The sequence below is a fragment of the Bacillus sp. FSL K6-2841 genome (assembly GCF_037976435.1).
GTDB classification, from domain to species: domain Bacteria; phylum Bacillota; class Bacilli; order Bacillales; family Bacillaceae; genus Bacillus; species Bacillus pumilus.
Genome location: NZ_CP150266.1, coordinates 2,167,270 through 2,180,231, shown reverse-complemented (window position 1 = coordinate 2,180,231; position 12,962 = coordinate 2,167,270). Strand labels below are relative to the sequence as shown.

Sequence of the window (12,962 nt, the reverse complement as noted above, 5' to 3'; positions counted from 1 at the left end):
TGCAATTTTTTGCAACGGAAAAATATGGTGTGCAAATTTTTTCATATAAAGGGGTAACGGGATGCAGAGAGTCTTGATTGTCGGTGCAGGACAGGGTGGATCAGCATTGCTTGAAACATTGCTGAAAACAAATATGATTCAAATCGTTGCAATCGCCGACCTTGATCTTGGGGCACCGGGGATGGTAGAAGCGAAAAAAAATGGAATTGATACGACAACGGATTGGAAAGAATACATAAAAGATGACATTGATATCATCATTGAAACAACGGGCAGTTCAGCTGTCCTTAAAGAACTGATGGAAGAAAAAGCAGAGCAGTCTGTCATTGTTCCAAGTTCGATGGCATACGTCATTTCAGAATTAATGTCAGAAAAGCATCAGCTCATTCAAATATTAAAAGAACAAACCTATAAACATGACCGCATTTTTAATGCAACGAACGACGGCATGATTTTTATTAATATGGATGAAGAAGTTGTTCTGTTTAATCGATCGGCTGCCAAAATGGTTGGACGTTCGCAAAAAGATGCGATTGGCCGGCACATACGTGAAGTGATCCCAAATACAAAACTCCCCGATATTTTAAGATCGAGGGAGCCAGAATTTCATCAAAAACAATTTCTGAATCAGCAAATACAAATTGTCACAACGCGTTTGCCGATTATTGACGACGCAGGAAGAATGCTAGGCGCTCTATCCATTTTTAAAGATATTACAGATGCAGTGGAACTTGCAGAAGAAGTCACAAACCTCAAAGAAGTGCGCACGATGCTTGAGGCGATCATTCAATCATCAGATGAAGCGATATCCGTCGTAGATGAGCAGGGGAAAGGAATTTTAATTAACAGAGCTTATACGAAAATGACGGGATTAACAGACAAAGAGGTTGTGGGCAAACCTGCGGGTGCGGATATTTCTGAAGGGGAAAGCATGCATTTAAAGGTGCTTGAAACAAGAAGGCCAGTTCGAGGCGTCAGAATGAAAGTCGGACCTAATAAGAAGGATGTGATTGTCAACGTAGCACCAGTGATCGTTGATGGCATTTTAAAAGGCAGTGTCGGCGTCATTCATGACGTATCAGAAATTCAATCACTCACGAATGAATTAAATAAAGCAAGACAGCTCATCCGAACACTTGAGGCAAAGTACACTTTTGAAGACATTATTGGAGAAAGTGAGCAAATGCTTGTAGCGCTTGAGCAGGCAAAGCTAGGGGCTAAAACACCAGCCACTATTTTACTCAGGGGAGAGTCAGGTACTGGAAAAGAGCTATTTGCGCACGCTATACACAATGAAAGTGACCGGAAATATAATCGCTTTGTGAGAGTCAACTGTGCTGCCTTATCAGAAACACTTTTAGAGTCAGAGCTTTTTGGCTACGAGGAAGGTGCATTTTCTGGTGCGAGGCGCGGCGGGAAGAAAGGGCTGTTTGAAGAAGCGAATCATGGCAGTATCTTTTTAGATGAAATTGGTGAAATGACGCCAAGTACACAAGCAAAGTTATTACGCGTCATGCAGGAGAAAGAAATTGTGAGAGTAGGCGGAACAAAAGCGATACCAGTTGATGTGCGTGTGATTACCGCAACAAATGTCAACATTGAAAAAGCGATGGCGGAAGGAAAGTTCAGAGAGGACTTATATTATCGGATGAACAGATATCCGATCTCCATTCCGCCTCTAAGGCAGCGCCTTGAAGATATTGACTCATTAAGCAAACGTCTTATTCAGAAAATCAATTTAGACTATGGTCGAAATGTGAGCGGCTTAACAGAAGGTGCGCTCGATAGACTTCGGTCTTACAGCTGGCCTGGAAACGTGAGAGAACTGGAAAATGTCCTTGGACGAGCCATGATCTTTTTGAATCCGCAAGAAGAATGGATCGATGAAGATCATATTTCCTTCATGGAGTCAGAAGAGCAGGAAGAAAAAGAGCAGCAGGAACTAGCTGTCAGTCAATTTGAGGGAGAGACTCTTTCGGATGCTGTTGAAGCGTTTGAAACGCAGCTGATTAAACAAACCCTTGAAAAGCATCAATTCAACCGTACGAAAACAGCGAAAACATTAGGGATTAGCATTCGTAACCTTTACTATAAAATGGATAAATATCAACTTGCAAAAGATAGCATGCAATAAAATGCACGTTACCTGCAAAAAATTGCACGTATCTCATGCGAAATGCCTCATTTCACTGCATTTTAAGCTGGCATAGAACTTGCATATGAAAACCATGAACCCGAGCATAAGGAAAGGTGGGCATATATGAAGCTTGACGATCTGATTATGAAAGCCGCCCAGTTGCAGAATAAAACTGCTGCTGTGGCTCATGCAGAAGACGAAGAAGTGCTTCATGCCATTAAAATGGCAATTGAACGCAAGGTCGCTCGCTTCCTGCTGGTTGGGAACAAACGCAACCTGAAGGAGCTGGTGAAACAGCATGAGATCAATGAAGACTGGATAGATATTATTCATTCGGATTCTCCTGAAGAATCAGCCAAGATTGCCGTGCAGGCAGTGAGCGAGAAGCATGCAGATATATTGATGAAGGGGCATGTCACGACAGCCGTTCTTTTAAAAGCGGTGCTGAATAAAGAGTACGGGCTGCGGACGGCGAGTGTTCTATCACATGTCGCGGCATTCGAAGTGCCGGGCTTTGATCGTTTTATTTATGTCACAGATTCTGCGATGAACATCGCGCCGGATTTAAACATGTTCAAAGAGATCACGATCAATGCTGTTCAAGTAGCACAAGCTGTCGGAAACGACATGCCAAAGGTGGCTGTGTTATCTGCGGTAGAGGTTGTGAACCCGGCAATGGATTCCACTTTGACAGCGGCAAGCCTGGCGCAAATGAATAGGCGAGGGCAAATTTCTGGCTGCCTCATTGACGGGCCACTTGCTTTAGACAATGCCATTTCTCAAACAGCAGCTTCTCATAAAAATATTACGAGTGATGTCGCCGGTCATGCAGATATTTTGCTTGTGCCAACGATTGAAGCAGGAAACATTCTTTATAAATCTCTCATCTACTTTGCGCATGCAAAGGTGGGAGCTGTGGTGGCAGGAGCGAAGGCGCCGATTGCTTTAACAAGCCGGTCGGATACAGCTGAAAGTAAGCTTTATTCAATTGCACTTGCCATCTGTACATCAAATTAAGCGAAAGTCATAGGAGGAATAAACAATGGAACTTTTTAAATATATGGAACGATACGATTATGAACAGCTTGTATTTTGTCAGGATGAACAATCTGGCTTAAAAGCGATTATTGCCATTCATGATACAACACTTGGGCCAGCACTAGGCGGGACAAGAATGTGGACGTATGAAAACGAAGAAGCAGCGATTGAAGATGCGCTTCGTCTAGCAAGAGGGATGACTTATAAAAACGCAGCAGCAGGTCTGAATCTTGGCGGCGGTAAAACAGTCATCATCGGTGATCCGAGAAAAGATAAAAATGAAGAAATGTTCCGTGCGTTTGGACGCTACATCCAAGGATTAAATGGCCGCTATATCACAGCGGAGGATGTCGGTACAACGGTAGAAGACATGGATCTGATTCATGAAGAAACAGACTTTGTGACAGGTATTTCACCTGCATTTGGTTCATCCGGAAACCCGTCTCCTGTTACAGCTTACGGTGTATACAAAGGGATGAAAGCTGCTGCCAAAGCGGCATTTGGAACCGATTCATTAGAAGGAAAAACGATTGCAGTCCAAGGTGTTGGGAATGTGGCCTACAATTTGTGTAAACATCTGCACGAGGAAGGCGCACAGCTGATTGTCACAGATATCAACAAAGACTCTGTAAAACGAGCTGTAGAAGACTTTGGCGCAAAAGCAGTAGACCCTGACGATATTTATGATCAAGCATGTGATATTTATGCACCGTGTGCACTTGGTGCAACGATCAATGATGTAACGATTCCTAAGCTGAAAGCAAAGGTCATCGCAGGTGCAGCGAATAACCAGCTGAGAGAAACGCATCACGGCGACCTGATTCATGAAATGGGCATTGTGTATGCACCTGATTATGTGATCAATGCAGGCGGTGTAATTAACGTAGCTGATGAGCTTTATGGTTATAATGCAGATCGTGCGATGAAAAAGGTAGAAGGTATTTACCAAAACATTGAACGCGTGATTGAAATTTCAAACCGTGATGCCATTCCAACTTATAAAGCGGCAGACCGATTGGCGGAGGAGCGAATTGAAAGAATGCGCAAATCAAGAAGTCAATTCCTGCAAAATGGCCAGCATATTTTAAGTCGTCGCTAATTTGAAGAATGAGTTGAAACGGAGGTTTTGTTTTTGCTGACAAAAGAATGGCGTATTCTCACAATTAATCCTGGCTCTACTTCAACAAAAATCGGTGTGTTTCACAATGAACGATCTATTTTTGAAACGACACTGAGACATACAGATGAGGAATTAAAGAAATTCCCTCATATCATTGATCAGTTTTCATTTCGTAAAGAAACAATCTTGAAGACGCTGCATGAACAAGGGATGAACATCTCAAAGTTTGATGCAGTTTGTGCGCGCGGCGGTCTACTTCGTCCGATTGAAGGCGGCACATATGAAGTCAATGAGCAAATGGTGCAAGACCTGAAAGAAGGATATGCCGGCCAGCATGCATCAAATCTGGGGGGTATCATTGCACGAGAAATTGCACTAGGTTTGAACATCCCAGCTTTTATTGTCGATCCAGTTGTGGTGGATGAGCTAAAACCAATTGCTCGTATTTCAGGGCTGCCAACGATTGAAAGAAAAAGCATCTTCCATGCATTAAACCAAAAAGCAGTCGCAAGAAAAACAGCTGCATCCTTTGGGAAGCGCTACGAAGATTTGAATATGATCATTACCCATATGGGCGGCGGCATCACCATTGGTGTCCATGAAAAAGGAAAAGTCATTGATGTCAATAACGGACTCCATGGTGAAGGCCCTTTCAGCCCGGAGCGCGCGGGGACACTGCCAACAGGTGACCTCGTCAATCTTTGCTTTTCTGGTGAGTACAGCCAAGAGGAAATGCTGAAACGCATTATTGGTGAAGGTGGTCTTGCGGGCTACCTTGGTACGACAGATGCTGTGAAAGTTGAGCGCATGATTGAAGCAGGCGATGAACGGGCGGCGCTGATTTATGAAGCGATGTGCTATCAAATTGCCAAGGAAATCGGTGCGGCTAGTGCTGTCCTAAAAGGTGCAGTTGACGTCATTGTGTTAACAGGCGGACTTGCGTACAGCAAACAAATTACATCAAGTATTAGAGGTCACATTGACTGGATTTCAGATGTTGTCGTCTATCCAGGCGAAAATGAACTGCAATCCTTAGCAGAAGGTGCACTTCGTATTTTAAAAGAAGAAGAATCTCCGAAAGAATACCCAAATGATCAAGAGATGAAGAAAGGAGTGACAAGTCATGGCAACTGAATATGACCTCGTCATTCTTGGTGGAGGCACAGGCGGCTATGTAGCGGCCATTCGTGCCTCACAGCTTGGATTGAAAACAGCAGTTGTAGAAAAAGAAAAGCTTGGCGGAACATGTCTCCATAAAGGATGCATTCCGTCTAAAGCGCTGCTTAGAAGTGCTGAAGTCTATCAAACCGTCAAACGTGCTGCTGATTTTGGCGTTGAGGCAAATGGCATCGCCTTGCAGTTTGCAAGTGTGCAGAAAAGAAAAGCAGAGATTGTAGAGAAACTAGCAGGCGGCGTCAAACATTTAATGAAACAAGGGAAAATTGATGTCTATGAAGGGATCGGCCGCATCCTTGGTCCATCTATCTTTTCGCCAATGCCAGGAACCATCTCCGTAGAAATGGCAAATGGAGATGAAAATGAAATGCTTATTCCAAAGCAGGTCATCATTGCGACAGGTTCAAGACCGCGTGTGCTGCCTGGACTTGAAGCAGATGGGACGCACATTCTTACATCAGATGATGCACTAGAACTGCCAGAGCTTCCGCAGTCGATGCTCATTGTCGGCGGCGGGGTAATCGGAATCGAGTGGGCTTCTATGCTCAATGATTTTGGTGTGAAGGTGACGGTGATTGAATTTGCAGACCGCATATTGCCAACAGAGGATCATGACATTTCTAAAGAAATGGAAAAGCTTTTATCTAAAAAAGGCATCACCTTTGTGACAAATGCGAAAGTACTGCCAGATACCGTCAAAAAGCAAGAGAATCTCGTGACGATTCAAGCAGAAAAGGATGGAGACATTCAGACGTTTGAAGCGGAAAAACTTCTTCTATCAGTCGGTAGAGTACCAAATATTGAAGGCATTGGTCTTGAAAACACGGACATCCAAACAGAAAAACAAGGCATTGTCGTGAATGAACATTATCAAACGAAAGAATCACATATTTATGCAATAGGAGATGTCATTGGCGGGCTTCAGCTGGCACATGTGGCATCACACGAAGGCATGATTGCTGTGGAGCATATGGCTGGGCAAGATCCAAAGCCGCTCGATGAAACGCTCGTTTCTAAATGTGTTTACTCTCACCCGGAAACCGCTAGTGTTGGACTCACTGAACAGGCGGCAAAAGAGCAAGGCTTCGAAGTCAAAATGGGGAAATTTCCATTCATGGCGATCGGAAAAGCACTTGTATACGGGGAGTCTGATGGATTCGTCAAAATCATTGCTGATCAAAAGACAGATGATATTTTAGGGATTCATATGATTGGTCCTCATGTCACAGATATGATATCTGAAGCTGGATTAGCCAAAGTACTTGATGCAACGCCTTGGGAAGTCGGGCAGACAATTCACCCGCACCCAACCTTATCAGAGGCGATTGGCGAGGCTGCCCTTGCTGTTGACGGGAAAGCGATCCATTTTTAATCAAGGAGGGAAATAAGATGAGTAACATGCGTCATCATGAATTAGGATTATCTGATGAACAAGCAATTGATATATATAGAACAATGCTTCTAGCAAGAAAAATTGATGAACGGATGTGGCTTTTAAACCGTTCTGGTAAAATTCCATTCGTCATTTCTTGTCAAGGGCAGGAAGCGCAGCAAGTCGGTGCTGCTTTCGCTCTTAATAGAGAAGAGGATTACGTCTTACCTTACTACCGTGATATGGGGGTTGTCCTCGCATTTGGAATGACAGCAAAAGATTTAATGATGTCAGGTTTCGCAAAACAAGACGATCCAAACTCAGGCGGAAGACAGATGCCAGGGCATTTTGGACAGAAATCAAATCGAATTGTGACAGGATCTTCACCTGTTACAACGCAGGTTCCTCATGCAGTGGGGATCGCACTTGCTGGACGACTAGATCAAAAAAACTTTGTCAGCTTTGTTACGTTTGGAGAGGGCTCTTCAAACCAAGGTGATTTCCACGAAGGTGCTAACTTCGCTGCTGTGCATAAGCTGCCTGTTATTTTCATGTGTGAAAACAATAAGTACGCGATTTCCGTACCTTATGACAAACAAGTAGCATGTGAACGCATTTCAGACCGTGCGATTGGGTACGGAATGCCTGGCGTAACCGTTGATGGCAATGATCCGCTTGAAGTATATGCCGCTGTCAAAGAAGCGAGAGACCGTGCGACAAGAGGCGAAGGACCAACGTTGATTGAAACGATCTCTTACCGTTTAACTGCGCATTCAAGTGATGACGATGATTCAAGCTATCGAGAAAAAGAAGAAGTGCTTGAAGCGAGAAAGAAAGATCCGCTCATCCAATATGAAACGTATTTAACCGAAGGAAACGTCATGACTTCAGAAATGAAAGAAGAGATGACAAAAGAAATCATGCAAATCGTAAACGAAGCTACTGATGAAGCGGAAAACGCTGCTTATGCTGATGCTGAAAGCGCACTTCGTTACGTGTATGCGGAGTAAGGGGGAAGAAAAATGCCTGTTATGTCATATATAGACGCCATTACACTGGCGATGAAAGAAGAAATGGAGCGAGATCCGAAAGTGTTTGTGCTCGGAGAGGATGTCGGGAAAAAGGGCGGCGTATTTAAGGCGACAGCGGGTCTCTATGAGCAATTCGGAGAAGCACGCGTCATGGATACACCTCTTGCAGAATCAGCCATTGCTGGTGTGGGGATTGGAGCCGCGATGTATGGAATGCGCCCAATTGCTGAGATGCAATTTGCGGATTTTATCATGCCTGCCATTAACCAAATCATTTCAGAGGCTGCGAAAATTAGATACCGCTCAAATAACGATTGGAGCTGTCCGATGGTCATCCGTGCACCTTATGGGGGCGGAGTTCACGGGGCGCTTTATCATTCACAATCAGTTGAAGCGATTTTTGCCAACCAGCCTGGTTTGAAGATTGTCATGCCTTCTACACCTTATGATGTAAAAGGTCTTTTAAAAGCTGCGGTGCGAGATCCAGATCCTGTATTGTTCTTTGAACACAAACGTGCCTACCGTCTCATTAAAGGAGAAGTGCCTGAAGAGGATTACACACTCCCTATTGGAAAAGCAGATGTGAAACGTGAAGGCGATGATATCACGGTCATTACATATGGCCTCTGCGTCCATTTTGCGCTGCAAGCAGCAGACCGCCTTGCAAAAGACGGCATTTCTGCGCATATTCTCGATTTGAGAACAGTGTACCCGCTTGATCAGGAAGCCATTATTGAAGCGGCATCAAAAACAGGCAAAGTGCTTCTTCTAACGGAAGATACAAAAGAGGGCAGCATCATGAGTGAGGTAGCGGCGATCATATCAGAGCATTGCTTATTTGATTTAGACGCACCAATCAAACGTCTAGCTGGACCAGAAATCCCGGCAATGCCTTATGCACCGACGATGGAAAAATTCTTTATGGTCAACCCAGATAAGGTAGAAGCTGAAATGAGAGAGCTAGCGGCGTTTTAAGAAAGAGGAGGGTTTCAAGTGGCAATTGAACAAATGAAAATGCCTCAGTTAGGTGAAAGTGTAACAGAAGGAACCATCAGCAAATGGCTCGTTTCACCTGGCGATCATGTGAATAAATACGATCCTATTGCGGAAGTCATGACGGATAAAGTGAACGCAGAAGTCCCGTCATCTTTTACAGGAACGATAACAAAGCTATCAGCTGAAGAAGGCGATACACTGCAAGTAGGAGAAGTGTTCTGTGAAATTGAAGTAGAAGGCAGCTCGCAGCAAAGTGCGAAAGAAGAAGCCGCACCTGAGCAAAGTGAAGCTCCCGAAGCAGATCAAGCAAAAGAGAATCAAAGTCAAAAGAAACGCTACTCTCCAGCAGTCCTTCGTTTAGCTGATGAGCACAGCATTGATTTAGCGGCAGTGCAAGGAACGGGAGCAGGCGGACGAATCACAAGAAAAGATTTACTACAGCTTATTGAAAGCGGCGGCGTACAAGAGAAGGCAGCACCTGTCACTGAACAGGCGGTCAAGCCAGAGCCTGTGCAGTCATCAAAATCAAAAGCGGCGCCTTCCATCTCTACAATGCCTGGTGATGTTGAACTGCCAGTCACGCCAATCAGGCAGGCGATTGCGGCAAATATGCTGAGAAGCAAACATGAAATTCCGCATGCATGGACAATGATGGAAGTTGATGTAACAAACCTTGTGACTAGAAGAAATCAGCTCAAGGACCAATTTAAAGCAAAAGAAGGCTTTAATTTGACGTTCTTTGCGTTCTTTGTCAAAGCAGTGGCTCAGGGCTTAAAGGAATTCCCAGAAATGAACAGCATGTGGGCTGGAGATAAAATTGTGCAAAAGAAAGCAATCAACGTCTCGATTGCTGTTGCCACTGATGACGCTCTATTTGTTCCAGTTATTAAGGATGCAGATGAAAAAACGATTAAAGGCATCGCCAAGGAAATTCATGAGCTTGCTTCCAAGGTGAGACAAGGTACGCTGAAGCAAAGCGACATGGAAGGCGGCACCTTTACTGTAAACAACACGGGATCATTTGGTTCTGTACAATCTATGGGAATCATCAATTATCCGCAAGCGGCGATTTTACAAGTAGAATCGATCGTGAAGCGTCCGGTGATTGTAAATGGTATGATTGCAGCAAGAGACATGGTTAACCTTTGTCTTTCATTAGATCACAGAGTACTTGATGGTCTTGTATGCGGCAGATTCCTTCAACGGATTAAACAAATCCTTGAAGGCATTGACGAGCAGACATCTGTTTACTAAAACAAGAATGTCCCCCTCCCGCTATGGAGAGGGGGATTTCCCCATGATGAGAAAGGAGCGATGATATGTCTGGACTAGACTTTTTTGCATTTTTAACGATTGGACTCATGTTTATCACAGCAATTGCGTTCGCTTTTCTTCGATATATTTCTAAATCACGCAATCATCCTGAAAGATTACTACTGATCATATCAATCGTTTCTATTATTCAAGTTTTGTATTGCTTGCTGCTTGTCGGTGGATTTAAAGGAGCAGCGAATAGCCTTTTAGGAATTTCTCTTCTTACCGGAACGCTGCTCGGATATGCACTTGAATATTTATACAGACGGTATATCAAAAAAACGCCCGAAAAAGAATGATCTCGGGCGTTTTCTTTATTCTGCTGGAACAATAAAGGTCAAATGCTGTTTTAACACTTCTAAAGAAGTTGGGGCTGTCATATACACTTCACCATCTGTATCAGCATCCATTTCCTCTTTTGTGTGGATCTGAATACTGGATGCTTGAATGAGAGAGAGGTCGCCGGTGAAATCCTCCAGTTCTTCCCGGTCCATAGAAAAGATCTCTTTTAGAGCAGAGAAGCTCGTATTTCTGCAAATTAAGATTTCTGCTTTTCCATCATCAATTGCTGCTCTCGGCAAATCAATTTTATTTGTCCCGATGAAATGTCCATTCATAACAAGAACGATGACGGCTTCTTCTTCCCAGCTTTCCTCCTCTGTTTCAACTCGTACGTGAAAAGGATCTGTTTGCTGCAAGGTGCGCAAGGCACTTGTGAAGTAGCTGATTTTTCCGAGTACAGCTTTTTCCTTATCATTAATATTGTTGGACGTGTCTGCAATGAGGCCGATGCCCCAAAAGTTTAACAAGTATCGATCTTCTGCCTTGATTAAGTCGACCTTTTTTTCTACGCCGTCTACAATCATTTGAGCGGCTTTCTGCATTTGTTGCGGAATACCAAGCGTTCTAGAAAAGTCATTACATGTCCCGCCTGGTAAAATCGCTACAGCTGGCCTTTTTTCTAAACCACCGATGCCATTCATACATTCATGCACGGTTCCATCTCCGCCTAATATGATAAGTAATTCAATCGTCTCATTAATTGTACGACAGAATTCATAAGCATCATTTGGCTGCTTTGTTGGTTTAAGAATGAGTTCATCAATATGTAGAGAAAGAAGAGGTACTGTTTGACCGAGAACTTTTTCCATGTTTTTTTGTCCAGCATTTCCATTATAAATGAGCATCGCTTTTTTAAATTGTGCCATCACGCAGTTCTCCCTTTCATCTCTTTATCATCACTTTTCCCCAATTTTGCGGCGTATAAACGATGTTCAGAAAAAGTGTGGAATGAAAAGACAACACATTTGCCCGCAGGCGTTTTCCTTGATATGATGTTGTTAAAATGGTTTTGGCATGCTAAAGGAGTGGACGGACAATGAATATTGATTTTAATTTATTTATGAATGATATTGTGAAACAAGCGAGAGAAGAGATCAAACAGGCTGGCTATACTGAGCTTACATCAGCTGAGGAAGTGGATGAAGCCTTGTCTAAAGAAGGCACGGCACTTGTCATGGTGAATTCAGTATGCGGATGTGCTGGCGGTATTGCAAGACCAGCTGCAGGCTATTCTGTTCATTACGATAAGCGCCCTGATCAATTGCTGACAGTGTTTGCTGGACAAGACAAAGAGGCAACAGCAAGAGCCCGTGAATACTTTGAAGGCTTCCCGCCATCTTCACCATCCTTTGCATTATTAAAAGATGGAAAGATCATCAAAATGGTCGAGCGTCATGAAATTGAAGGGCACGAGCCAATGGAAGTCGTGTCAAAGCTTCAAGCTGCATTCGATGAGCATTGCGAAGAAATTTAACATGTGACGTTTGAATGATGACATATAAAGCAGTCCGGTCTTTAGATCGGTCTGCTTTTTGTTTTATAAGACCATTGAATCAAAATAATTTTAGCAAAATACTATTGCATCTTAAAAAGAAAGTGTTTAAAATACATTATAGTGAATAAATATTCAAAACAATACATGATTTTAAATACTGGGAGGCATTATCTTATGAAAAAGTGGTTATTATTACTTATGACAGCTGGTCTTGCAGCTGCACTCGCAGCTTGCGGAACTTCTTCTAATAATTCAAACGCATCAGGAGATGACAAAACACTCGTTATGGCGACATCAGCAGATTATCCGCCATTTGAATCAAAAGACGGAGATAAAATTGTCGGCTTTGATGTTGATCTTGCTACAGCACTAGCGAAAAAGAACGGCTACAAGCTAGAAATTCAAGATATGGATTTTGCAAGCCTTGTATCAGCTCTTAAAACAAATAAAGCTGATATCGTCCTTGCAGGCATGACCCCTACAGAAAAACGTAAAAAACAATTAGATTTCTCTGATGTTTATTACAATGCTAAAAACTTAGTTGTCTCAAAGAAATCTAGCGGAATGAAGACAGAGAAAGACTTAAAAGATAAAACAGTCGGCGTTCAATTAGGTTCAATTCAGCAGGATGAAGCAAACGGTTTGCAAAAGAAATATAACTTAAAAGTGGAAGACCGTAATAAAATCTCTGATATCATTCAAGAAATCAAAGCAGGTCGTTTTGATGCAGCCATTATTGAAGATAAAGTAGCTGCTGGTTATTTGAAAAAAGAAAAAGACTTCCAAGCATTTGGATTGAATAGTTCAAATGAAGGTTCAGCTATTGCATTCAAGAAAAATAGCGACTTAACAGCTAAATTTAATAAATCATTAAAAGAAATGCAAGACAATGGCGAACTTGATAAATTAATTAAAAAATGGTTTGCTGATGAAAAATAAGT

12 protein-coding genes are annotated in these 12,962 nt (G+C 42.9%); 11 read left to right on the top strand and 1 reads right to left on the bottom strand.

Annotated elements, in window-relative coordinates:
• The first annotated feature begins 61 nt into the window (after positions 1-61).
• The 9 genes from MHH68_RS10975 (at position 62) to MHH68_RS10935 (ending at position 10,483) form a co-directional block, all read left to right on the top strand.
• A complete protein-coding gene (locus tag MHH68_RS10975; protein ID WP_339163052.1) occupies positions 62-2,134 on the top strand; it encodes a sigma-54-dependent Fis family transcriptional regulator in 2,073 nt (690 codons plus the stop codon).
• A gap of 72 nt (positions 2,135-2,206) precedes the next feature.
• Positions 2,207-3,154 (top strand): phosphate butyryltransferase, encoded by a 948-nt coding sequence (yqiS, locus tag MHH68_RS10970; RefSeq protein ID WP_339165790.1) that lies wholly within the window; start codon positions 2,207-2,209, stop codon positions 3,152-3,154.
• A 25-nt stretch (positions 3,155-3,179) separates the two neighbouring features.
• Positions 3,180-4,274 (top strand): branched-chain amino acid dehydrogenase, encoded by a 1,095-nt coding sequence (gene bcd / locus MHH68_RS10965; RefSeq protein ID WP_003215658.1) that lies wholly within the window; start codon positions 3,180-3,182, stop codon positions 4,272-4,274.
• A gap of 27 nt (positions 4,275-4,301) precedes the next feature.
• Positions 4,302-5,429, top strand: coding sequence for a butyrate kinase (gene buk / locus MHH68_RS10960; protein WP_169057021.1), 1,128 nt, complete (start codon positions 4,302-4,304; stop codon positions 5,427-5,429).
• Complete coding sequence (lpdA, locus tag MHH68_RS10955) at positions 5,419-6,843, top strand: dihydrolipoyl dehydrogenase (RefSeq protein ID WP_169057022.1); 1,425 nt, start codon at positions 5,419-5,421, stop codon at positions 6,841-6,843. The genes buk and lpdA overlap by 11 nt, the downstream gene beginning before the upstream one ends.
• 17 nt (positions 6,844-6,860) lie before the next feature.
• Complete coding sequence (locus MHH68_RS10950; protein WP_339163048.1) at positions 6,861-7,853, top strand: thiamine pyrophosphate-dependent dehydrogenase E1 component subunit alpha; 993 nt, start codon at positions 6,861-6,863, stop codon at positions 7,851-7,853.
• A gap of 12 nt (positions 7,854-7,865) precedes the next feature.
• Entirely contained in the window at positions 7,866-8,849 is a 984-nt protein-coding gene (locus MHH68_RS10945; RefSeq protein WP_003215848.1) for an alpha-ketoacid dehydrogenase subunit beta, read from the top strand.
• Positions 8,850-8,867: 18 nt separating this feature from the next.
• On the top strand, positions 8,868-10,124 hold the full coding sequence (locus tag MHH68_RS10940) for a dihydrolipoamide acetyltransferase family protein (protein WP_339163045.1): 1,257 nt from the start codon (positions 8,868-8,870) through the stop codon (positions 10,122-10,124).
• A gap of 65 nt (positions 10,125-10,189) precedes the next feature.
• Complete coding sequence (locus tag MHH68_RS10935) at positions 10,190-10,483, top strand: YesK-like family protein (RefSeq protein WP_058014723.1); 294 nt, start codon at positions 10,190-10,192, stop codon at positions 10,481-10,483.
• 15 nt (positions 10,484-10,498) lie between these two features.
• On the opposite strand, the gene MHH68_RS10930 is transcribed toward MHH68_RS10935, so the two are convergent.
• A complete protein-coding gene (locus MHH68_RS10930; protein ID WP_339163042.1) occupies positions 10,499-11,392 on the bottom strand; it encodes a YegS/Rv2252/BmrU family lipid kinase in 894 nt (297 codons plus the stop codon).
• Positions 11,393-11,562: 170 nt separating this feature from the next.
• On the opposite strand from MHH68_RS10930, the gene MHH68_RS10925 reads away from it, so the two are divergent.
• Positions 11,563-12,000: a BrxA/BrxB family bacilliredoxin gene (locus MHH68_RS10925; RefSeq protein ID WP_169057025.1), complete on the top strand. Its 438-nt coding sequence runs from the start codon at positions 11,563-11,565 to the stop codon at positions 11,998-12,000.
• A gap of 195 nt (positions 12,001-12,195) precedes the next feature.
• Positions 12,196-12,960, top strand: a complete 765-nt coding sequence (locus tag MHH68_RS10920) for a transporter substrate-binding domain-containing protein (RefSeq protein ID WP_012010505.1) — start codon at positions 12,196-12,198, stop codon at positions 12,958-12,960.
• Positions 12,961-12,962 lie beyond the last annotated feature (2 nt).